The organism is Chloroflexus islandicus (assembly GCF_001650695.1).
In the GTDB taxonomy this organism is placed as follows: Bacteria; Chloroflexota; Chloroflexia; order Chloroflexales; family Chloroflexaceae; genus Chloroflexus; species Chloroflexus islandicus.
Genome location: NZ_LWQS01000042.1, coordinates 27,603 through 49,263 on the forward strand (window position 1 = coordinate 27,603; position 21,661 = coordinate 49,263).

Below are 21,661 nucleotides of genomic sequence, written 5' to 3' on the forward strand. Positions count from 1 at the left end.
AACCGTGAACGCTTCTTCGTCGCGCGGCTGGTTGATCGGCGTGATCGTACTGGCCGCGCTGTTGCGCTTGTGGGCCGCGTTAACGCTGCCGCCCGATTTTGATGAGCCGGTGTATGTGGGGGCGGCGCTTGATTATGCTCGCCTCATCCGGCAGGGCGATTGGGTGGGAGTGATCGATTACCCCGGCAATCGCCAGCATCCGGCGCTTGCCAAGCTGGTCTATGCTGGTGGTGCGCTGCTGTTGGGTGAGAACGCCAACCAAACAACCGTTCTCTTGGCGGCGCGCTTGATCTCGGTGCTGTTTGGCACGCTGGCGGTTGCGTTGCTGGCGTTCAGCGCCGGCCCGCTGGCCGCCGGCTTGCTAGCCGTCCATACCCTGACGATCAAATACACCGCGCAGGCGTACCTTGAAGCCTTGCCGTTGGCGCTCGCGGTGGCGGCTATCAGCGCATGGCAACGCGCCGGCCTGCCGGCCACGCACCATCGCCGGAGGTGGTTATGGCTCGGCGCGATCGCATGGGGCTTGGCGACGGCGGCCAAGATGTCGTACGCGATCGTTGCCCTGCCGGCGATGATCGTCCTCGCGCTGGCTGCGTTGCGCGCCGAGGCAACGGCGCAGCCACAAGCGCGCACAGGGTGGGTGTGGTATGCGTGGCGGCTGGCTAGATTGGCTGGCCTTGCGTTGCTGGTCTTCGCGCTCGCGAACCCCACGATCTGGCGCGAGCCGGTGACTCGCCTTGGCGCTATGGCCGGTTTCTGGACGGCCTACACCCACGGGAGCGAGGTGCAGGCCGCCGGTTATCCGTGGTACCAGCCGCTGATTTGGGTCGCAACAGCGCCGGCGGTTGAATGGCACCCCGAAGTCTTCTTCTTCCCCGGCCCTGATCCATGGCTGACCCTACTGGCCCTGATCGGTCTACCCGCCGCGTGGCGCGATCCGCAACGCCGCTATCTGGCCGTCTGGTTTGTAAGCGGGTTGCTGATCTTGCTCTGGTGGCCGGTCAAGTGGCCGCAGTATGCGCTTACCCTAGCCATCCCCATCGTGCTGTTGGCAGCGCCGGTCTTGAGCCGGATCGTCAGGTGGCTGCGCGATCTCAATGAGTATTGGGGGTGGAGCGAGATCATGTTTCTGCGCCCGCCCCGCTATGCGTGGATCGCGCTGGCGCTGTTGGTAGGGTTTATTGCGACGGTCTACGGCACCGCATTGGTGATGGTCACGCTGGGTAGCATTGGCTGGAACACCATCAAGCCGAGTGCTGGCGGGTTGCCGCCGGGAGCGATATACGCGCTGCAACCGTTACGCGATGGGAGAGTGGCTATCGGCAGTGAGACCGGATTGGTGATCTGGCAAGCGCCGGCAGTGAGCGAAGACCCGCCGCGCTGGACGCGCCTGCCACTAGGGCGAGTCTACGCGCTGGCCGAGACAGACGCTGGGTTGTGGGCAGCGAGCAATCGCGGTCTGGCACTCGTCACCAGTGACGGCAATTGGGCATGGCAGACCCCCACGCTTGGCGGGCAGCGTGATCTGCTTGTCCGCACGATGGTCGCTGGGCCAGACGGCACGCTCTGGCTGGGCACGAGCGCCGGCGGCGCAGTGCGCCACCCTGATGGTCGCTGGCAGCCGTTGCCGCAAGCGGCGCGCGGCGGTTTGGTGCTCGCGATGGGGTATGATCCCGCCGGCGCCGTGTGGTTTGGCGGGCTTGGCGTGGTCAGCCGCTACACGCTGGCTACCGGCCTCTGGCAGCACTTTGATCGCGCCGATGGCTTTGGCGGGTCCGGCGTCTCGGCTATTTTGGTTGATCACAACGGCATCGTGTGGGTAGCGACGCTGGGTGAAGGTCTGGCGCGGTGGGATGGCACGCGCTGGGAGTGGTTGACCACCGCTAACCGGCAGTTGCCGGCGCAGACGATCACAACCTTGCTTGAGACCGCTCCCGGCGAACTGTGGGTCGGCGCGGCCCGCCCGCTCACCACCGGCGGCTTTCTGCTCCGCTACGATGGCCGGACATGGCGCAACTTTCTGCCGCGTGATTCGGGTTTTACCGGCGCTGAACCGCTGGCGCTAGCGGTTGATCAACGGCGGGTGCTCTGGATCGGCACCCGCACCGATGGGGTGATCACGTACCAATTAGGACGGTAACATCGCAGTGAATCAAAGGAATAGATTTATGCCTCTCACTCGCCATACGAACATCACCAGCCGCTATGTTTCATCACGTCCGGTTGATGTCTGGCTGCCGGCGGCGATAAGCGATCAACGCCTACCGGTCATCTACATGCACGATGGTCAAAACCTGTTTGATCCCGCCCTCCGGGCCGACGGCGAGGTCTGGGCAGTTGATCAGGCGATTGAGCGATTGCGCGCCGAGCGCGGCTGGCCCGGCGCGATTGTGGTTGGGATTTGGTGTACCGATCAACGCTGGCGCGAATATGCGCCGCAACAACCGTTTGCGGCGCTCCGCCAAACGCGCGGATGGGAAGGCATGATCGAGCGGATAGGCGGCGAGCCGGTGTCGGATGCGTATCTGGCCTATCTGGTGGAAGAGGTCAAGCCGTTTGTCGATGCCCACTACCCTACCTTGCCCGATCAAGCTAACACCTTCATTATAGGGTCGAGTATGGGCGGGTTAGTCTCGCTCTATGGTCTCTGCCGCTACCCGGATGTCTTTCACGGCGCGGGTTGTGTCTCGACCCACTGGCCGGCAGGCGGCAATATCTTGGTTGATGAATTGGCGGCGCTCTTGCCGCCGCCGGGCCGCCACCGCTTCTACTTTGATTACGGCACGGTTGGCCTTGACGCCGAGTATGAGCCGTTCCAACAGCGGATGGACGAATGGATGCGGCGGGCCGGGTATCGGCATGGCCTCGATTGGGTCACGCGCAAGTTTCCCGGCGCGGATCACAACGAGGCGGCATGGCGGGCGCGGGTGGCGGAGGTGATTGCGTTTGTGGTGTTGAGAGAGGCATATAGCGGAACGCCATGACAACCAGCCCGTCTGTCATTGCGAGGGCGCGGAGCGCCCGAAGCAATCTCCTCCTTCAGCGGGAGGAATGCCTGAGCGGGTTGCTGTCGTGCTCGCTGGGGATGGCTTCACCGCGGTAGGGGCAGAGCGCGGCTCTGCCCCTACCGCGCGGCTCGCAATGACAATTGGAGAGCGAGCCGCGGCTTGCCGGGCCGCCCCTATTCCTGCCGTTCAAACAGCGGCATCTGCTCGAGCGGCGCCGGCACGTCGGTCAACTGAGCCGGCCCCTGATGGATCGCACCGCTCCAGTAATCGCGCCAGACGCCTGCCGGCAGGTAGACATCGCGTTGGCGCTGGCCCGGCTGCACCACTGGCGCCACGAGGTAGCGCGCGCCGAGCAGGAATTGGTCGTTGCAGCGCAGCGCTTGCTCATCATTGGGATCGTGCCAGAACAGCGGGCGCACCAATGGCGTGCCGTCGCGCAGGTTTTCGTCGATCAGCTCGGCGAGATACGAGTCGAGTTCTGTGTGCAAGTGGGCATACCGCCGGCAGATGGCGTCAACTTCGGCGCCGTACTGCCACGGGTGAACGCTGAACTGCATGGTGGGCAATAATGCGCTCAATTGCGTCCAACGCACCATGAGTTCGCCGTCGGGCACTTCGTCTTGGTAGGCGTTGCCGCCGATCATGTCGGGCAACACGAATGGGAAACCGCAGACACTCAGAGTCAGCGCCTGCGTCAGCACACTGTGCAAGCCGTTATCAATTCCCCAACGGCTCCACTTGTCCCACTCGCGGAAGAGAATGCCGCGGCGCTGGCTGCGCCAACCGGCGCGCACTTCGGTATAGGCGAAGTGGTCGGCGACAAACTCAGTGTAGCGATCGGCGTAGCGGCGGCGCGGCTCTCGCGCATAGCAGATGGCGTCGGGAGGGATGAAGTTGGCTTCGCCGGCGTCAAACTTGAAGCCGTCAACCCCAGTTTCGGCTTGCAACGCGCGCAGTTCGCTCAGCCACCACGCTACCGCTTCAGGATTGGTCAAGTCAAGCACGCCGCCGTAGCCTTGCCACCAGCGCACGAGGTAGGGCGAGCCATCGGCAGGATGGCGGATCAGGTAGCCGCGCCGGGCAGCGACGGCAAAGGCTGGATCGGCTGGATCGAAGAAGATCGGCGTCCAGAGCGTGACCTTAAACCCAGCCGCGTGCAGCTCATCGACCATCGCGCGCGGATCGGGAAATTTGCGTTGATCGAACACATACGCGCCATAGCCGCGTTGCCAACGGTCATCAATTTCGAGCACCGAGTAGGGGTAGCCGCGGGCAACGATTTGGGTGGCGAATTCGGTCACATCGCGCTGGGTAATGTGCATCTTATAATGCGCCCACGTCGTCCAGATCGGGCGGGCGAAGAGATCGCGCGGCGGAGCGGCGGTCGGGCGGCCAAGCAATGGCAACGCGGCATGGAACGCAGCCGGGGCATTGGCGGCTAGAATAATATGGCTGGCGAGGTTGGGGCCGGGTGCGGCATAACGCTCGTCAAAGCCGAGGTTAGGCGGCGGCGGTGCTTCGCGGCTGGTGATGCGCAACAAACCGTCTCCTGCTCGATCCATCGTCACCGCTAACTCGCCATCGCCTTCCTCAAGCAAGATCGCCGCACCAGCAGCGTTGAGCCAAAAGGGGGTGGCGATATTGAGCGTGCCATCGCGGCCATGGTCGATCGGCTCGAACGGATCGGAAACGACTGGTGCGCTATCGAGCGGCCAATGCTGGAAGATGCGCTCTCCCATGCCATACCATGGCCGGCCCGGCTCGAGCTGCCACTCAACCCTTACCGCGTGGAGATGGGGCGGCCCAGACCAGACCAAGCGAAAGCCGGTCGGGGTTGCTTCGATCTCGACGCGCAACGTGACTTCCGTCCGAGTGGTGGTGTAATGAATGCGGGCATGATGGGCGGTGACGTCGGCGCCGGCGACGCCGGTAATGGGAAAATCAACGCCGTAGGCATGGGCTACTGCGCCGTAGCCACGCAGCGCCTCGCGCCCGTCGTGGAAGAAGACCATCCGGCCAGCGTTATCGATCACAACCGTGCCGGTAGGACTATGCAGTTCGTGTCGCATTGCCGTCTCTCCGTCTGCGTTCCCCAGACGCCAATTGTCTGCGGGTAGCGGCATTGTAGCATGAGCGAGCAGGTGGTAGGATACCTCATAGGCGACACGTGGTGCGGCAGTCAAACTGCCGCACTCCATACCTCCTTGAGTGCGTTAGCTGGCTGCGTGTGCCACAGTACGCCGCGTGTACTGTACGTATTGACTGCCTATGCGTTAAGGATACCGCAATGACTGAAGCTGCCTTTCGTGTGTTGCGCGCGCAAGTCTTTGCGCTCTATAACCAGCATTCGTATGCGGCGGCGCTGGCGCTGATCGAGCAACAAGCACCTCTCTTCCCGCAATACGAAAGCGATCTCTTGTTCTGGCGAGCGTGCCTTGCCAGTACTATGGGCGATCAGGCCGGCGCCATTGGTTGGCTGCAACAAGCCGCCGATCGGGGTCTCTGGTATCACGAGCGGATGCTGCGCGATCCTGATCTCGATAGCGTGCGGGGAACGGAAGCATTCGCGCAGTTGCAAGTTCTGTTTCAGCAGCGATACGCGCAAGCGCAGGCCGTGGCCACCCCACAGCGCCGGGTGTGGGAACCGGCGGGGGCGGTACAGGGGTTGCTCGTTGCGCTGCACGGGGCGAACGGCAGTATCGCGAGCGATGGCGACTACTGGCAGCCGGCGACGGCGTTTGGCTGGCGGGTAGCGATGCTGCAATCGGCCCAGCTTTGGTCGCCTAACCGGTACCATTGGGCTGATCCAGCGCAGGCGTTGGCCGAGCTGCGCCAGCATCTGGCTGAGCTAGTGCCGCCGCCTCTGACGGTGATCGGCGGTTTTTCGATGGGAGCGGCGCTTGCGGTGCGTGCGGTATTGAGCGGGGCCGTTGCCGTGAACCGGTTTCTTGCCGTTGCGCCAGCGATCCGGCCAGAGCAGGTTGAGCCGCTGCTCGCGCATGCTGATCCGCACACGCGGGGGTATGTGGTGATCGGCGACCTCGATAGCCTCTCCCAGCCAGTGCAAGAGTGGGTCGTAACCCTCCAGCAGGCCGGTGTGCCGTGCGAGGTTGAAGTGTGCCGCGGCGTAAACCACGATTATCCGCCGGATTTCACGGCGACGGTGCAGCGCGGCTTGGCCTTTCTCGCCGCTTAATCACCCCACCACCCCGGCTGCGCGCAGCGCGCTGATCTGGTCAGGTTCATAGCCCATTTCGCGTAAAATCGCTTCGGTATCTACGCCAAGCGCAGGCGGCGCACTGCGGATCGTCGCCGGGGTTTCGCTCAGCTTGGGGGCAGGAGCAACCATGCGCACGCCGTCGATACGCTGCACCATCGCTCGCGCTTGCGCCTGCGGACTGTGCAGAGCGGTTGGAATGTCGTTCACCGGCCCGCACGGCACTTCAGCGGCGCGTAGCCGTTCGAGCCAGACGGCAACCGGCTCGCGGGCAATGACCTCTGCAATCAGCGGCACGAGGATGGCGCGGTGGGCAACGCGGGCCGGGTTGGTGGCGAAGCGTTCGTCGGCCACCCATTCCGGGTGTGCAAGCGCAGCGCAGAAGCGGGCGAATTGCTGATCGTTGCCAACCGCGATCATCAGATAGCCGTCGGCGGCGGCAAAGGGCTGGTATGGCACGATCGTGGCGTGACCGTTGCCGTAGCGCCGCGGCGGTTGGTCAGAGACGAGGTAAGCCGAGGCGACATTCGCTAACCAACTGAGCTGCACATCAAAGAGCGCGATGTCGATATACTGGCCTACGCCGCTCTGCGCGCGGTAGTGCAGCGCGGCCAAAATGCTGGCGGCGGCGTACAAGCCGGTGGTGATGTCGGCGACGGCCACGCCAGTCTTCAGCGGCGGGCCATCAGGCTCGCCAGTAATGCTCATCAACCCGCCCTCGGCCTGTATCACCGTATCGTAGCCGGGCCGCAGCGCGTCGGGGCCAGATTGGCCATAACCGGTAATGCTACAGTAGATCAACCCCGGATTCAGCACGCGCAAATCGTCATAACCCAACCCCATCCGCGCCAACGTCCCCGGCAAGAAATTCTCGATCAGCACATCGGCCCGGCGAGCGAGCGCGCGCACGATCGCTTGTCCGTCAGGATGCTTGAGGTTGACGGCAATGCTCTGCTTATTACGGTTCACCGCGATAAAATAGGCGCTCAAGCCATTCTCGGCAAACGGCGGCCCCCACTGGCGGGTTTCATCACCAAGGCCGGGTTGTTCCACCTTAATCACCCGTGCCCCCAGATCGGCCAGCACCATTGTGGCGTAGGGGCCGGCCAACACCCGGCTGAGATCGAGCACCAGCAGATCGGCGAGCGCAGCAGGCATAGCGAATTGATCCCTCCTGTAGAGCCACACGGCGGTGCGGCTCCATAGCCGCACGGCGGCGGTGCGGCTCCAGATATGGCATGATTTGCCCACCGGCAGGTATGATACCATTAGTTGCACCACGCACATAGCAACGAGGAGAATGCTATGACCGAACGGATCGGCTTTATCGGATTGGGCATTATGGGGCGCGGGATGGCGGCCAACATCTTGCGCGCCGGGTTTCCGCTGACGGTCTGGAACCGCACGCCGGGGCGCGCCGATGAGTTGGTGGCCGCCGGCGCGCAGTTGGCTGCGTCGCCGGCTGAGGTGGCTGCGCGCAGTGATATTGTGATCAGTTGCGTGAGCGACACGCCTGATGTCGAGGCAGTGATCTTCGGGCCGCAGGGAGTGATTGAGGGCGCGCAGGTTGGGATGCTGATGATCGACATGAGTACGATCAGTCCGCAGGGAGCGCAGCGATTCGCTGCCCGGCTCGGCGAGAGCGGCATCGGCTTCCTTGACGCGCCGGTCAGTGGCGGCAGCGAAGGCGCAGCGCGCGGCACGCTCAGCATCATGGTGGGTGGGCCGGCAGAGCTGGTCGAGCGGGCGATGCCGGTGTTTCAAGCCATGGGCAAGACCATCACCCATGTCGGCGGGCACGGCGCCGGCCAGACGGTCAAGCTGGTCAATCAGATTCTCGTGGTCGGCACAATGTTGGCGATCAGCGAGGCGCTTGTCTTCGCGCAGGCCAGCGGCGTCGATCTCGAAAAGACACTGACAGCGGTCAGCGGCGGTGCAGCGGGCAGTTGGATGCTCTCGAACCGGGGGCCGCAAGTCATCCGGCGCGATTGGCGGCCCGGCTTCACCATCGACCTGCAACAGAAAGACTTGCGGCTGGTGCTAGCCGCTGCCGACGCCGTCGGCGCCCCGATGCTCACCACCTCAACCGTCTTCCAGCTCTACCGCACGCTGCAAGCCGCCGGCTTGGGCCACGAAGGCAATCACGCGCTGATCAAAGCGATCGAGCGGCTGGCCGGGATTGAAGTAGGGGACAACGAATAATTGAGCGAATAAACGAATGGGGAGGTAGTATCGCTTCCCCATTCGTTCCCCCATTCGTTTATTCGTTATCCTATTCGTTTATTCGTTATCCTATTCGTTTATTCGTTATCCTATTCGTTGTCCCATTCGTTGTCTACCGAATCCGCAAGCGCTCGCCGGTGCGCTGCTCCCAGAGCCAGACCAGCAGGTAGAGGCCACACGTACCCAACATCACGATATTCGCAAAGACAGCCGCGTTGATGATCAAACCGGTCTGGCCAATGATGCGGGCAAGGTTGGCGACGGGCGCCAGAAAGCCGAGCAACCCGACCAGCGCAGCGATCCACTCAAAGCGGCGCGGAGTTGGTGATCGTTCAATCGCCACCCCCAACCCCAGCAAGACGATCCCGAACAAGGCGGGAATGGCCGACGTTGCGGCGCCGGTTGAAAAGACGCCGCCGATGCCAAGCACAAGCAGCAGAATGGCGGTGGCAATGGTGCTATTCATCAGCATACGCTTACTCCTGTGTTGTCGTGCTTCATGGAGAGATACGGAGCAATTGTATGTCTGGATGCCATCCGGCAACAGGGCAGTTTGGCGCATTGCAATGGAGGAGATCGTCGCGGAGTGGCTGGGGAATATGTGATGGCGCTCACAACCCAGAGCAGCACGTGATCAAGCGCCGCTCTGGGTTGTGAAGATCAAGATTACGGTACCTGCCGGATCATCGCGATTTCATCGCACCGATCCTGTTTGAAGCAGGTCGCGCAATCTTGCCAGATTTTGTGCGGCAGGCGCAGTTTTGGTATTTCACGGAAACCGAGCGAACTGAAAAATCCGACCTGCAAGGTGAGCGTGAAGAGGGTGGGAATGCCCAACTCAATCGCCTCGGCGAAGAGCGGTTCGACGAGACGGCGGCCAACGCCGCGGCCCTGAAATGCGGGATGCACGGCGACGCTGACCACTTCGGCCAGATCGGCCCACGTGATATGCAACGCGGCACAGCCGATCACTTCGCCATCGGCTTCGGCCACATTAAAATTGCGCACCCGGTTGTAGAGCTGATCGAGCGTCTTGGGCAGCATGTCGCCGCGGGCAGCATAGTAGTTGATAATCTCATAGAGCCGCGGCACGTCGCTCACTCGCGCGCGGCGGATCGATATGGCGGCGTCGGGCCGGATGTGGAGTACCGGCAGGCTGACTGGCGGTGTGTAGAGCGGGCTGGTCATAGGTTTCGGTGTCTCATAGGGGGCACAGCAGGCTGTACCCTACTCGTCTTCTTCCTCTAAGATTTCGTGCCAGCGAGCGCATTGCTCACGGACTCGTTGCGGCGCGGTGCCGCCGTAGCTGGCTTTTTGGGCGACGCTGTGCGCCATATCGAACACAGCATAGATGCTCGCGTCAAGGCTTGGCTCGACCGCCTGATACTCGCTCAGCGGCAGATGGCGCAGGCTGGTGCCCAGCGCGATCGCGCGCTGCACCAGTTGGCCGGCTTTGCCGTGGGCAACCCGGAATGGCACGCCACGCCGCACCAGTTCGTCGGCCAAGTCGGTGGCCAGCATTGCATCATCGAGCGCGGCGGCCATCCGCTCGCGGCGCACGGTCATGGTGGCAATGGCCGCCGCCGCTACTTGCAAACCGAGATCGAGCGTGTCAAAACTGTCAAAGAGCGGCTCTTTGTCCTCTTGCATGTCTTTGTTGTACGTGAGCGGCAAGCCTTTCAGCACGGTCAGCAGCGCCACCAGATTGCCCAGCAGCCGGCCGCTCTTGCCGCGCAACAATTCCATACTATCAGGATTTTTCTTCTGCGGCATCAGACTTGAGCCGGTACTGTAGGCGTCAGCCAGTTCCACAAAACCAAATTCGCTGCTCGCGTAGAGGATGACATCTTCGGCCAGCCGGCTGAGGTGAATGCCGGTCAGCGCGCACGCGAAGAGCGTCTCGGCCACGAAGTCGCGGTCGCTGACCGCATCGAGCGAGTTGGCGGCCAGCTCATCAAATTCGTCGAGCAATTCGGTCAGCCGCTCGCGTTCAACGCCGAGCGAGTTGCCGGCCAGCGCCCCCGCGCCGAGCGGCAACACGCGCATGCGGGCAATGGCGTCACGCAAGCGGCTGCGGTCGCGGGCAAACATCTCGATGTAGGCCAAGCACCAATGGCCGAACGTGATCGGTTGGGCGCGTTGCAGATGGGTATACCCCGGCATGAGGGTATCGGCATGTTGTTCGGCTTGGGTGAGCAGCGCTAATTGCAGATCGCGCAGCCGCCGGTCGAGCTGGCGAGCAATGCCGATCGTATAGAGGCGCATATCGGTGGCGACCTGATCGTTGCGCGAGCGACCGGTATGCAGTTTGAGCGCGGCGTCGCCGATCAATTCGCGCAACCGGCGTTCGACAGCGGTATGGATGTCTTCGTCACTCTCGATCGCGACGAACGTACCGTTAGCGAATTCGGCCCGCACCAGCTCTAAGCCGCGCACCAGCTCGGCATGCTCGACCTCGCTGATCAGGCCGGCTTGCGCCAAGGCGCTGGCCCACGCGATGCTGCCGGTAATATCAACCTCGGCCAGCCGCCGGTCAAACCGGAACGAGTCATTGAACCGGCGCATCTCGGCTGCCGTTGGTTCGCTAAATCTGCCCCCCCAAAGCCGGTGTTCCATCGACGCTACTCCTCCATTCGGATCACAAAGGTGCGGTTGCTGTGGTCTGATGAGATTCAATGGTCAAACTGCACCGTACCAGCAATTGCCAGTAGTTAGCGACGAGCGTGCCGGCCACCCGCACAATCTCGTCGAGCTGATGCGCATTGAGCAACTCTTCGGCCAGTTGCGGCCAATCGCGCGGCTGCAACGGGAACGAAAAACTTTCCGTGATGCCGGCGAAGCGGCGCTGGGCCGGCCAGCGCCGGTTGATCAAACAGAGCGCAGTGTGCAGCTCGGTAAGCAATGCCGGCGCCAGCAAGACCGCATCGCGCTCGTGGCGGCGCGCGGCAGCGGCGCGGAGTTCTCCGTAAATGCTGAATACTAGTTGCGGCAGATGCGGCAAGATGCTGCGGTAGAAATCGAGTTCGGCCACGGCGCCGGCCTGCGCCAGCCATTCGCTGACCTTGTGACCATCGCCGATCAGCGGCTGCAAGGTCGCCAACCAACCCAGCCACTGCGGCCAGCGTAGGTCAGGTGCGCGCACGACTGCCGTGAGTTCCGCCGCGGCAATGGTATGGATCGTCACCGGCAGATTCTGCACGATGAAGCTGTGCTGGGGGCGCATGACGGCGCTCTCAACCACTGCCAGCACCTCAAGCGGATCGAAATCGGTCAGCGGTGCAGGCGGTTCAATCATCCCCGCCACCACCACGACCGTTCCCGGCTGCGCGGCGAGGCGCTGGCACAGCTCACGGGCAAGTTGTTGGCGCGCAGTGCGATCCATAGCTATCAACCTCTGTCCCGATCCACGGGATGGTCACGTCCGGTATTCGGCATTGATCCGCACGTAATCGTAGCTAAAATCGCACGTCCAGACCGTGGCGCTCCCGTCGCCGAGACCAAGATCGGCGTCAATCGTAATGTCGGGCACATCGAGCAGCTTATGCGCCGCCTTCTCGTCGAACGGCAGCGGCAGACCGTTTTCCAGCACCCGCATGCCGCCGAAGTGCAACACCACCCGGTTGGGGTCAACCGTTACCCCAGAGTAGCCAATCGCGCACAGCACCCTCCCCCAGTTCGGATCGGCCCCGAACAGCGCCGTCTTGACCAGTGGCGAGCGGGCAATCGTCATCGCCGCTTGCTTAGCCTCAGCGTTGTTGACGGCGCCGCGCACTGTGATGGTGACAAACCGAGTCGCACCTTCGCCATCGCGCACAATCGCGTGGGCAAGGTGCTGGCACACCGCAGTGAGGCCGGCTATAAAGGCAGCGCCGGCGGGTGAAGCCAGATCGGTGATCGGCGGCGCACCGCTCACACCGTTGGCCATCACCAGCAACGTGTCGTTGGTGCTGGTGTCGCCATCGATGCTGATACTGTTAAAGCTCACCTCAAGCACCTGCCGCATCGCCGCATCAAGCACATCGCGCGGCACCGCGGCGTCGGTTGTCACCACGGCCAGCATCGTCGCCATATTCGGGTGGATCATCCCCGCGCCCTTCGCCATCCCGCCAATCGTGATCACGTTCCCATCGGGCAACGTCACCGTAACGGCGCAATGCTTAGGCCGGGTATCGGTGGTCATAATCGCGCGCGCCACGGCCAAGCCGTGATCGGGACTGAGGCGGGTCGCTGCCTCGGCGATCCCGCGGGTGATCTTGTCCACTGGCATCGGTACGCCGATGGTTCCAGTTGACATAACAAAAACGCTGTTAGGCGGCAGGTCGAGTGCCTGCTCGACGGCGCGGGCCATCGCCACGGCAGCCGCATCACCATCGACGCCGGTGCAGGCGTTGGCGTTGCCAGCGTTAATCACCACGGCGCGCAAATCACCGCCCTGCGCCATCAACGCCATATCGTACAGCACCGGCGCCGCTTTCACAGCGTTGGTGGTAAAAACCGCCGCTGCTGTGGCTGGATAATCGCTCACCACCAGCGCCAAATCGTCGCGGTTTGCGTACTTGATACCGCATGCGGCCACAGCGGCCCGCCAGCCGCGCGGGCTAGCGACGTGTCCATCGGCGAGAAAGCTGATCATACCGCGCTACTCCTCGGTTGGCACCGGCGAAGCGGGATGCGTGTCTTCCCAACGCACCGACTCGACCGCGCCGATCCCCTGCAAATGAGCGATGTCGTTATAGGCATTGAGCCGCCAGAGCTGCTGGTTCCGCCGTTCCACCCGTTCCCACCACGTGATGCTGGTATTGCGGGTATGAAAGTCGGTTGGCGGCACCACCAGACTCGGCATGCGGAAGAAGTGAATGAACGAGCAGTCAATCACACCGCCGTGACAGACCACCACAATCGTCTTGCCCTCGTGCTCGGCAGTAATGCGTGTGAGCGCGCGGCTCACGCGCAGGGCAAAATCCCCCCAGCTCTCGCCGCCGGGAGCGATCGGGCGCAGCGGGTAACGGTCGAAATCGGGCACCCCAAACAGCGCCCAAGCCTCGTGATTCGGCATGCCATCAGCCTCGCCGACGCGCAGCTCTTGCACCTCATCATCAAAGATGATCGGCAGGCCCAACGCGGGTTGGATAATCTCGGCGGTCTGGCGGGCGCGCGGCAAGGTCGACGAGATCAAGACATCGGCCTTAATCTCGCCGCTGGTAGCAAGGCGATCACGCAACCGTTCGGCCTGCGCAATGCCGCGCGGCGTCAACCCAGCATCGCCGCGCATCCCGGCCACAATCGGCTGAACATTCGCGACGGCTTCCCCGTGACGGATCAGATATAAGTGCGTCATAACTCCCTGCGCTGGCTTGATGCGAATACATAGAAGAAGCCAGCCTGCGCGCTGGCAGTGCTGGCCTGAGAACATCTCGTACAGAAGTGCAGGCGCGGCTAGCCAGATCGCGCAATGGGCTGGCGACGGCAACGACGACGGCGACGATGAACCACCGGGTGGCTGCGGTAGGTGTTGGGCAGAACCATCGTATCCATTGCGATCATCGTCTCCTTGCCTGCAACTATGCTCGCGCAGTATACCACAGCCGGCGCGGGGGCGCAAAGGGTTTCTAGCTGGCATTGTGCGCGGACGGGTCTGTCAGTGCGCGGGTATTCCCTTGTCAGTGCGCGGGCGGGGAGACCCAAAGCAATCTCCCCCTTCAGCGGAAAGGTTCCGCTCGCGTGCTCGCGGGGGATTGCTTCGCTTCGCTGCGCTCCGCTCGCAATGACAACCGGGGTGCGGCGCTTTCCCCAAAAACCTTTGCGCTCTCTGCGTTCTCTGCGCCTTTGCACCCTTTGCGGCGTTGCGTTGGCAGCCCGCGTAGCGGGCCTCGTCATTGTAGCCTGTCCTTCAGGGCCGGGATGGGGAAGCGCCGCGAAGATACCCAAACGACACAAACGATCGCATAGTTTTTGTGGCTTTTTGTGGCTTTTTGTGGCTATTCATCCCGCGCAGCGGGCGATGGCTGCGCCGCTACGCCCCCCTTGCCTTCGCCGCCGGCAACGCGCGCGCCAACGCATCTTGGAGGGTGGCAAAGCTCTGGATACCTTGCAAATCAATATTCACTGCTACAAGTGCTTGGGCCACTTCCGGGCGGATGCCGATGAGGCAGACCTGTGCGCCAAGCAGACGCGCCGCTTGGACGATAGCGATCACGCCTTTGGCAACCGCTTCATCAACAACCGGCACGCCGGTAATATCGATCAACAGCATCTGCGCGCGCCATTGATCGATAGCGTCAAGCGCCTGTTGATTGATGTCTTCAAGCCGTTGGCGATCAAGCTCACCGATGAGCGGCATGACTAAAATATGATCCGTCACCGGCAGAATCGGCACACTTAGGTTGCGGATGACTTCGCGCTGTTGTTCGAGGGCGGCGCGCATCCGTGACTGCTCGTAAAATTGCGCTTCAAGTTTGTTGACCGTCTGGCGCAAATCGTTGGTGCGTTGGGCGACTTGCTGTTCGAGTCCTTGCTTGATCTGCTGCAACTCGGCGTTAGCTTGTTCGCTCTGCTGCAACGCGGTTTCTAAACGGATATAGTTTTGCCACAGGAGCAGCAGAATAATAGCTACTACTAACGTGGTAATGAGAATGGTTGGCAGGCCGATCAGTTCGATAGCAATAGGAGTGAGCGGGCGAAGGTAGACGCCAAGCGAGACAATGATCAAGGTCAACCCGATGGCGCTCATGCTCATGACGCGCGGTACTCGCCGATCAAGGTATGGTTTAGCCAGCGCGATAATCATAATGGGCCCAAAGATGGAGATCACGAGCAGTTCTGGCGTAACGATTGTGATGAGCAGGGCATAGGCAGCAATAATCCCGCACATGAGGTAGACAGCGGTTTTGACTTTTCCCTGCCGGTTGAGCCAAAGTGAACCGAGTTGCGCTGCTAGGAAGACCCCGCCGCCAGCCGCAAGGATAAAGAGTTGTGTCAGTTCAAAGAATGCACCAGCAACAAGAAACACCACAATGGCAATGCTCGTAGCTACGACGGCCCAGATCAGAAATTGGTGCAAGGGTTGGCTGCCGCGCGAAACCGCTCCGAGCCAAACTGTCATAACGATTCCCCCCACTAAAGATCACTCCGCGCTGGTAATTTCATGGGAGCGATCCAGCTTCTACCACAATCAACTCGCGCGGGAAACTGGTCAACGACCGGCTGCCTTCGGCGGTAATCACCACGTCATCTTCGATCCGCACGCCAAACCGGCCCGGCAGGTAGATGCCCGGTTCGACGGTGAAGGTTGTACCCGGTAACAGCGGCGTATCGCTGCCAGCGACGATATTCGGTAATTCGTGGGTTTCGCGGCCAAGCCCATGGCCGGTGCGGTGGACAAACGCCGCGCCGTAGCCGGCGGCCTCGATCACGGTGCGCGCAGCGGCGTCAATCTCCGCGCCGCTGGCGCCGGGGCGGGCCGCAGCGCGGCCAGCGGCATTAGCCGCTAGCACAATCTCGTAGACGTGGCGCGCTGCTGGTTCTGGCTCACCGATAGCAATCGTGCGGGTAATATCAGAGTGATAACCGTGATAGACGGCGCCACAATCGATGATGACCAGATCGCCGGGTTGCAAGAGCCGGTCGCTGTTTTCGTGATGCGGGTTAGCCGCGTTTGGCCCACTCGCTACCATATTGGCAAAGCTTTCGCTGTCGGCTCCTGCCGCTATGATCGCGTCGCTCAGCATCCGCGACAGCGCGCGTTCGCTGAGGCCGGGACGCACCTGCGCGATGAAGGCGTGCAAGGCCTGCTCGACGATCGCGACTGCCCGTTCCATCAACGCCAACTCTTCAGCGTCTTTGACCATGCGCAGCTCGCTCAGCAACGGGTCAACGTCGCCAGTCTGCAAACCGGGGGCGACTGTCTCTAGCGCGCGCAGCTCCATCACCCGCATCACCGTATGCTCAACCGCCAGCGGCTTGGCCAGCGCGCCGGAGCCAAACGCCGCTTCCATGCCCGCGGCGAGTGCCCGCAGCGGCCCTTCAGCATCGCTCCATGCCACATATTGCATCGCAAACGGCGCTGCTGCGCGCACCCGCTCCAATTCAAGCTGCGGCACAACCATCACCGGCTGAGCGCCGCTGGCCGGGATCAGCAGCAGGGTCAATCGCTTGCCGGGGTGAAATTGCAAGCCGGTCAGATAGGCGAGATTGGTGGCCGGCATCAAGGCCGCGCCGGCCCACCCGCCTGCCGCGAGGCGGTCGATCAACCGTTCGAGACGTGCTGGCATCATGGCCTCCCTCGCTCAGAATCGCGGCAACTGGCCGCGGGCCGCCAACTCTTGCGGCAACAAGAGTGCATAGAGCATCTCGTTGACCGGAACCGGCACCCCCACTTCACGGGCCAGCCGTACCAACGCTCCATTCTGGCTCGCCAATTCAGACGGTCTGCCGGCGATGATGTCACGTTGCAGCGACGCGGTGCCTTCGTAAGGCATACTATCGATAAAGGCCATCATATTTGGCACTGCGTCATCAGGCAGCGCGATTCCGCGCGCATGGGCAACATCAACGACCTCTTGCAGGCAGCGCTCAACTAGCGGGCGCGTCTCTGGCAATGACCGCCACACCCCAATCGGGGCGCGCGTTGTGGCACCAAAGCCGCTCCACGCGCAGATTAACATAAATTTCTGCCACATTGCGACATGAATATCAGCGGGCAGGTTGCCGCGAATGCCGGCGCTCTCAAACGCTGCCTTGATACGCAACAAGCGCGGCGTCTGCCGGTTATCGAGTTCGCCAAAATCGATCGAGGTCGGGTTAACGCCGGCGTGAACAATCACCCCCGGCGCTTCGCGATACGCAATGATCCGGCACAGACCGGCCAAGGCGTGTTCACGACCGAGCACTTCGGCCAGCTCGTTAGGCGCGTCAACGCCATTCAGCAGCGGCAGCACCGCCGTGTCAGGGCCAATCAGCGGGCGGATCATTTCAGCCACTTCGCGCACCTGCCAGCCTTTCACCGCGACAATCACCAGATCGACCGGCCCCACCTCAGCCGGATGATCGGTTGCTTTCACTTCGGGCAAGGTAAAATCGCCGGCAATGCTGCGCACGCGCAACCCGTGCTGCTGCATCGCCGCCAAATGCTCGCCGCGGGCAATGAAAAAAACGTCGTGCCCGGCCTGCGCCAAACGTCCGCCGAAATAGCCGCCAACGCCGCCAACGCCGGCAATCGCAATGCGCATAGGTTCAACAGTAGTCATAGGTCTCAGCTATTGCAATTCAACAATGAGCGACAACGTTCCCAGCCGCAATTCCTCGCCGTGCCGCACCGGCTGGGGTTGGCGCGGCAACAGTTTCCGCCCGCCGGCAAAACTGCCGTTCGTGCTATCAAGGTCTTCGTAATAGACCTGCCCCTGCTGGACGAAGAACCGTCCGTGCCGGCGGCCTACGCCGCGTTCGAGGCCGCCGTGTGGAGTCAGGTCGATATCAGGGTAGAAGTTGCTCACCGGATCGGCCCGCCCAATCAGCGCCTGCGCTGCCGCTGGCAAGAGGAGCACAGTGCCATCAGCCAGCCGCAACCGCACCCCAGCCAACGAACTGCGCACCGGTGGCGGTGGTGTTGCTGGCGCTGGCGGTGGCGCCGGACGCGGTGGCGGTGGTGCTGCCGGCGCTGGCGGTGGTGTTGGGCGTGGAGGTGGCGCTGCGGGAATCGCTGCCGGCGGCGGTGTGGCTGGTTGCATCGTCACCGGTTGCGGCGGAGGATAGACCGGCTGCGGCGGCGCGCCGGGGAAGGGGAGATCCGGCGCAGGCGCTGCGGCGACCGGTGATGCTTGAAATAACGGCGCGCCACAATTATCGCAAAAGGCTTCCCCCGGAATCACCCCCGATCCACACTGCGGGCAACTGGTCGGACCGGCGCTCACCGGCCCACTCATCGGCGGGGCCGGTTTGGGTGCAGACGCCGGCGCTGGCGCGCGCGCCGGCACTGGAATCAACTGCGCGCCGCACTGATCGCAAAAGCGAGCGCTATCAGGGTTAGATACTCCACACTGCGGGCAGAATGGCATGGCTCTCCTCCATCTGCTGAGCGACTGTTTGCGAGATATGACTAGTGTTGCGTCACTGAGGTTGCAGTCCTAAATGCATGCCATTCCGATAGCGTTGCTGATGAGAACACTATAGCATAAGATGAGCGATCGTGGTTTGCGCCAACTCCCTGTTGTCCTTGCGAGCCGCGCGGTATGGGCAGAGCGATGCGCTGCCCGCGCGCGGCGACGCAATCCCCCGCGAGCACGGGAACCACCCGCTCAGGCACCCGTCCCGGTGACTCCCTCCCCCAGCGGGGGAGGGCTGGGGTGGGGGCCACATCCCCCCGCGCTCCCTTTCTGTCCTTGCGAGCCGCGCGGTATGGGCAGAGCGATGCGCTGCCCGCGCGCGGCGACGCAATCCCCCGCTTTCCTGTTGTCATTGCGAGCCGCCGGAGGCGGCGAAGCAATCTCCTCCGACAGCGAGATCGGTCGCTCAAGGCATTATGGATGGCTACCCCAGCTCGCTGCGCACCAACCTAACACGCAAAACGTATGGAGTGCGGCAGTCAAACTGCCGCACTCCATACAAGCTGCGGGATCAGTCGCGCAATACTGCTTCCGCAACGGTTTGCTCTTCCGCCCCTACCCCAAAGATCAGCCGCACGCCGCGATCGTAGGTGAAATAGCTATAGGCCCAATTCAACAACACCAATGCCCGGTTGCGAAAGCCGACCAGCGCCATCAAATGCACGAACAGCCAACCGGCCCACGCTGGCCACCCGCTCAGCCGGATGCCAAACGCATCGAGCACCGCGGCGCTGCGCCCGATGGTTGCCATCTGGCCTTTGTCAACGTAGCGAAATGGTTGCATTGGCTGATCGTTGATCTGCGCAATGATATTCCGCGCCGCCTGTTCGCCCATCTGGATCGCTACTGGCGCTACCATCGGGTAGGCTACGCCGGGCCGATAGCCTTCGAGATAGGCCATATCGCCAATCACAAACACCCGCCGATCATCCGGCAAGGTCAGTTCCGGCGTCACCACGACCCGCGCCCCGCGCCCTAGCGCCACACCGAGCGCATCGGCCAGCGGTGCGCCGCGCACTCCCGCTGCCCACACCACGGTCTCGGCGTCTAACCGTGAACCGTCACGGAAGGATAACCCATGCGGATCGGCCCCGGCCACCGGTGTATTCAACCGCACTTCGACTCCCATCTGCTGCAAGCGTTGCAAGGCCGCGCGCTGCAACGATGCAGGGAAGGAGGCAAGAATGTGGCTGGTCGCTTCGATCAACACCACTCTTGCCTGCTGCACATCGAGCATCGGGTAGTCGTGGCGAATCACGTGCCGGATCAGCTCGACAAACGCGCCAGCTAACTCGACCCCGGTCGGCCCGCCGCCGACTACGGCAAAGGTGAGCAGCGCCGCGCGCCGAATCGGATCGCTCTCGGCGGCGGCATGCTCGCAGCACAACAGCACGTGGTTACGCAGCCGCTGCGCTTCGTTCAAATCCTTCATTCCCATCGTATAGCGCGCGATCTGATCGTTACCAAAGAAATTGGTCGTGCTGCCAGCGGCGAGGATGAGATAGTCATAGCTGACAGGGCCGGCACTGGTCTGCACCAGACGCCGCGCGAAATCAACCCCGGTGACTTCGGCCAGCAAGAAGCTGGCATTGCGGTAGCGGCGCAAGATAGCGCGCACCGGATACGCGATCGACTCTGGTTCGAGACCGGCGGTGGCAACTTGATAGAGCAGCGGCCAAAAGCCGTGGTAATTGGTGCGATTGATCAAGAGCACCTCTACCGGCGCTTTGGCGAGCGCTCGTACCGCAGCGAGACCGCCAAAACCCGCGCCGACGATCACAACTCGCGGGCGGGCCGGTTGGGAGGGAGAGGTTGTTAATTGTGGCGAAGCCATTGCCCGCCTCCTTTCTAGTGAAATTATTCACAATATAGCACGGCTGGCATTGGCCGTCAATCGGTCACAAGGTGGAGAGCATCGGTCTCGCTAAACATAACGGAATAGCGGCGCGAGTGGATGTGAGGAGACAATGAGAAACTGGCGCCCCACGCTCTTCGCGCCTTGTGCAGAGGGGCAATCCTAACCGATCACGACCCACCCGCGCCGGTCGCGCCGGGGAAAAGGAATGGCCGGCAGCGGGTAGATACCGGCGAGCCAGATCAACGTGACATAACGATCTTGGGCGTGAAGCGTCCAAAATTGCGGGTCGTCAATGGCTAGCTCAGCGGCGTAAGCCGCACGGAGTTCGTCCATCTCAGTTGGGGTTATCGCCCGGCTGATCGCATCCGTCACCAGCGCTAACCCAGCCAGCGGGCCGCCAGCCCGCTTGAGCAGCACGAGATCGCCGGTCTTCACTTGCCCAAACGGCGCCCGCCGGTCGCGCCCAAACCGGCTCTCGATCCGCTTGCACCCGGCAAGGATGCGGCTCAAGTACGGCTCGCGCAAGATGGCAAGGTGAAGGGTGGCCGCGCTGCGCCCTTCGCGCCACGCTTGCAACCGCTCGTGCCAAGCCGGGTGGGCAATGGTGGCTGAGAGCATGGCTTGCCAGACTGTTGGCGGTATGTTCGTCTTCATGCGCCTTACACTTGAGCGGTTAGGATCATTGCCACAAAAAGACACAAACAAGCACGCAGGAAGCGCCCGCAATGCCTTTCCCGCTCTCGCAACGGCTTCCCCGCTCCCGCCTCACGGCGCGAGCGGGGGCCGGGGGTTGAGGGCCGCCGGCCCGCGCCGCGGGTTGCGTCACTGGATTCCGGCCTCTCTCCCACTGTCATTACGAGCGGAGAGGCAGCGCAACGCGCTGTCCCGCAGCGAAGCAATCCCCCACGAGCGCGAACGGAACTCCGCTCAGGCATCGTTCTCGCTGAGGTGGGAGATTGCTTCGATTGGGCGGCTCCCAGCGTGGCAGGGTGCCGTCACTCCCTCGCAATGACAATCGGCAAGCGGGTTTCGTCACCCTAGCCTCGCCCTTCAGAGTCCGGGTTCCGAATCCCATGTTCCGCCCGTCCTTGCACCTCCCCTTCCCAACCCGCTGCGACCCTGCGCGCCTTTCGCGTCTTGGCGTGTACCGTCGTTGCGCCTTGGCGTGCGTTGCGTCTTTACGGCATCGCCCCCGCTTGCCGGCTGTGGAGTGCGGCAGTCAAACTGCCGCACTCCATAGCTGGCCGCCCCTCAA

18 protein-coding genes are annotated in these 21,661 nt (G+C 62.6%); 4 read left to right on the forward strand and 14 right to left on the reverse strand.

Going from position 1 to position 21,661, the window contains the following annotated elements; translation table 11 throughout:
• The first annotated feature begins 4 nt into the window (after positions 1-4).
• A complete protein-coding gene (locus tag A6A03_RS06785; RefSeq protein ID WP_066785361.1) occupies positions 5-2,140 on the forward strand; it encodes a ligand-binding sensor domain-containing protein in 2,136 nt (711 codons plus the stop codon).
• Positions 2,141-2,168: 28 nt separating this feature from the next.
• Positions 2,169-2,984 (forward strand): alpha/beta hydrolase, encoded by an 816-nt coding sequence (locus A6A03_RS06790; RefSeq protein ID WP_066785364.1) that lies wholly within the window; start codon positions 2,169-2,171, stop codon positions 2,982-2,984.
• A gap of 197 nt (positions 2,985-3,181) precedes the next feature.
• On the opposite strand, the gene A6A03_RS06795 is transcribed toward A6A03_RS06790, so the two are convergent.
• Complete coding sequence (locus A6A03_RS06795) at positions 3,182-5,077, reverse strand: glycoside hydrolase family 31 protein (protein ID WP_066785373.1); 1,896 nt, start codon at positions 5,075-5,077, stop codon at positions 3,182-3,184.
• A 218-nt stretch (positions 5,078-5,295) separates the two neighbouring features.
• Here A6A03_RS06795 and A6A03_RS06800 point away from each other — a divergent pair, with 218 nt between their 5' ends.
• Positions 5,296-6,204 carry a TPR end-of-group domain-containing protein gene (locus A6A03_RS06800; protein WP_066785375.1) on the forward strand — a complete coding sequence of 303 codons (909 nt, stop codon included), beginning with the start codon at positions 5,296-5,298 and terminating at the stop codon, positions 6,202-6,204.
• Here the strand turns inward: A6A03_RS06800 and A6A03_RS06805 are convergent, their stop codons facing one another.
• Complete coding sequence (locus tag A6A03_RS06805) at positions 6,205-7,383, reverse strand: CaiB/BaiF CoA transferase family protein (RefSeq protein ID WP_066785377.1); 1,179 nt, start codon at positions 7,381-7,383, stop codon at positions 6,205-6,207. It abuts the gene before it with no gap.
• A gap of 114 nt (positions 7,384-7,497) precedes the next feature.
• Here A6A03_RS06805 and A6A03_RS06810 point away from each other — a divergent pair, with 114 nt between their 5' ends.
• Entirely contained in the window at positions 7,498-8,427 is a 930-nt protein-coding gene (locus tag A6A03_RS06810; RefSeq protein ID WP_281181275.1) for an NAD(P)-dependent oxidoreductase, read from the forward strand.
• Positions 8,428-8,560: 133 nt separating this feature from the next.
• Here A6A03_RS06810 and A6A03_RS06815 read toward each other — a convergent pair whose 3' ends face one another.
• From A6A03_RS06815 to A6A03_RS06870, 12 genes are all read right to left on the reverse strand, one after another.
• Positions 8,561-8,920 carry a hypothetical protein gene (locus A6A03_RS06815; protein WP_066785382.1) on the reverse strand — a complete coding sequence of 120 codons (360 nt, stop codon included), beginning with the start codon at positions 8,918-8,920 and terminating at the stop codon, positions 8,561-8,563.
• A 194-nt stretch (positions 8,921-9,114) separates the two neighbouring features.
• Positions 9,115-9,636: an N-acetyltransferase gene (locus A6A03_RS06820; RefSeq protein WP_066785384.1), complete on the reverse strand. Its 522-nt coding sequence runs from the start codon at positions 9,634-9,636 to the stop codon at positions 9,115-9,117.
• A 39-nt stretch (positions 9,637-9,675) separates the two neighbouring features.
• Positions 9,676-11,064 (reverse strand): argininosuccinate lyase, encoded by a 1,389-nt coding sequence (gene argH, locus A6A03_RS06825; protein WP_066785386.1) that lies wholly within the window; start codon positions 11,062-11,064, stop codon positions 9,676-9,678.
• Between the two features lie 22 nt (positions 11,065-11,086).
• Complete coding sequence (locus A6A03_RS06830; RefSeq protein WP_066785389.1) at positions 11,087-11,830, reverse strand: hypothetical protein; 744 nt, start codon at positions 11,828-11,830, stop codon at positions 11,087-11,089.
• A gap of 33 nt (positions 11,831-11,863) precedes the next feature.
• On the reverse strand, positions 11,864-13,081 hold the full coding sequence (argJ, locus tag A6A03_RS06835; RefSeq protein ID WP_066785392.1) for a bifunctional glutamate N-acetyltransferase/amino-acid acetyltransferase ArgJ: 1,218 nt from the start codon (positions 13,079-13,081) through the stop codon (positions 11,864-11,866).
• Positions 13,082-13,087: 6 nt separating this feature from the next.
• On the reverse strand, positions 13,088-13,786 hold the full coding sequence (locus tag A6A03_RS06840) for a histidine phosphatase family protein (RefSeq protein ID WP_066785394.1): 699 nt from the start codon (positions 13,784-13,786) through the stop codon (positions 13,088-13,090).
• Between the two features lie 675 nt (positions 13,787-14,461).
• The gene (locus tag A6A03_RS06845) at positions 14,462-15,550 is read right to left on the reverse strand and encodes an STAS domain-containing protein (protein ID WP_066785398.1); all 1,089 of its coding nucleotides are present in this window, start codon (positions 15,548-15,550) and stop codon (positions 14,462-14,464) included.
• 40 nt (positions 15,551-15,590) lie between these two features.
• Complete coding sequence (locus A6A03_RS06850; RefSeq protein WP_245668870.1) at positions 15,591-16,721, reverse strand: M24 family metallopeptidase; 1,131 nt, start codon at positions 16,719-16,721, stop codon at positions 15,591-15,593.
• A gap of 12 nt (positions 16,722-16,733) precedes the next feature.
• On the reverse strand, positions 16,734-17,693 hold the full coding sequence (locus tag A6A03_RS06855) for a 2-dehydropantoate 2-reductase (RefSeq protein WP_066785405.1): 960 nt from the start codon (positions 17,691-17,693) through the stop codon (positions 16,734-16,736).
• A gap of 9 nt (positions 17,694-17,702) precedes the next feature.
• On the reverse strand, positions 17,703-18,500 hold the full coding sequence (locus A6A03_RS06860; protein ID WP_066785408.1) for a double zinc ribbon and FHA domain-containing protein: 798 nt from the start codon (positions 18,498-18,500) through the stop codon (positions 17,703-17,705).
• Between the two features lie 559 nt (positions 18,501-19,059).
• Positions 19,060-20,382: an NAD(P)/FAD-dependent oxidoreductase gene (locus A6A03_RS06865; protein ID WP_066785411.1), complete on the reverse strand. Its 1,323-nt coding sequence runs from the start codon at positions 20,380-20,382 to the stop codon at positions 19,060-19,062.
• A gap of 183 nt (positions 20,383-20,565) precedes the next feature.
• Positions 20,566-21,060, reverse strand: coding sequence for an ASCH domain-containing protein (locus A6A03_RS06870; protein ID WP_066785414.1), 495 nt, complete (start codon positions 21,058-21,060; stop codon positions 20,566-20,568).
• Positions 21,061-21,661 lie beyond the last annotated feature (601 nt).

Coding starts and splice junctions, on each gene's coding strand:
- A6A03_RS06860 (WP_066785408.1), bottom strand. CDS start 18,500: ATGCCATTCTGCCCGCAGTGTGGAGTATCTAACCCTGATAGCGCTCGC.
- A6A03_RS06815 (WP_066785382.1), bottom strand. CDS start 8,920: ATGCTGATGAATAGCACCATTGCCACCGCCATTCTGCTGCTTGTGCTT.
- A6A03_RS06850 (WP_245668870.1), bottom strand. CDS start 16,721: ATGATGCCAGCACGTCTCGAACGGTTGATCGACCGCCTCGCGGCAGGC.
- argJ (WP_066785392.1), bottom strand. CDS start 13,081: ATGATCAGCTTTCTCGCCGATGGACACGTCGCTAGCCCGCGCGGCTGG.
- A6A03_RS06820 (WP_066785384.1), bottom strand. CDS start 9,636: ATGACCAGCCCGCTCTACACACCGCCAGTCAGCCTGCCGGTACTCCAC.
- argH (WP_066785386.1), bottom strand. CDS start 11,064: ATGGAACACCGGCTTTGGGGGGGCAGATTTAGCGAACCAACGGCAGCC.
- A6A03_RS06800 (WP_066785375.1), top strand. CDS start 5,296: ATGACTGAAGCTGCCTTTCGTGTGTTGCGCGCGCAAGTCTTTGCGCTC.
- A6A03_RS06795 (WP_066785373.1), bottom strand. CDS start 5,077: ATGCGACACGAACTGCATAGTCCTACCGGCACGGTTGTGATCGATAAC.
- A6A03_RS06840 (WP_066785394.1), bottom strand. CDS start 13,786: ATGACGCACTTATATCTGATCCGTCACGGGGAAGCCGTCGCGAATGTT.
- A6A03_RS06865 (WP_066785411.1), bottom strand. CDS start 20,382: ATGGCTTCGCCACAATTAACAACCTCTCCCTCCCAACCGGCCCGCCCG.
- A6A03_RS06845 (WP_066785398.1), bottom strand. CDS start 15,550: ATGACAGTTTGGCTCGGAGCGGTTTCGCGCGGCAGCCAACCCTTGCAC.
- A6A03_RS06855 (WP_066785405.1), bottom strand. CDS start 17,693: ATGACTACTGTTGAACCTATGCGCATTGCGATTGCCGGCGTTGGCGGC.
- A6A03_RS06790 (WP_066785364.1), top strand. CDS start 2,169: ATGCCTCTCACTCGCCATACGAACATCACCAGCCGCTATGTTTCATCA.
- A6A03_RS06870 (WP_066785414.1), bottom strand. CDS start 21,060: ATGAAGACGAACATACCGCCAACAGTCTGGCAAGCCATGCTCTCAGCC.
- A6A03_RS06830 (WP_066785389.1), bottom strand. CDS start 11,830: ATGGATCGCACTGCGCGCCAACAACTTGCCCGTGAGCTGTGCCAGCGC.
- A6A03_RS06805 (WP_066785377.1), bottom strand. CDS start 7,383: ATGCCTGCTGCGCTCGCCGATCTGCTGGTGCTCGATCTCAGCCGGGTG.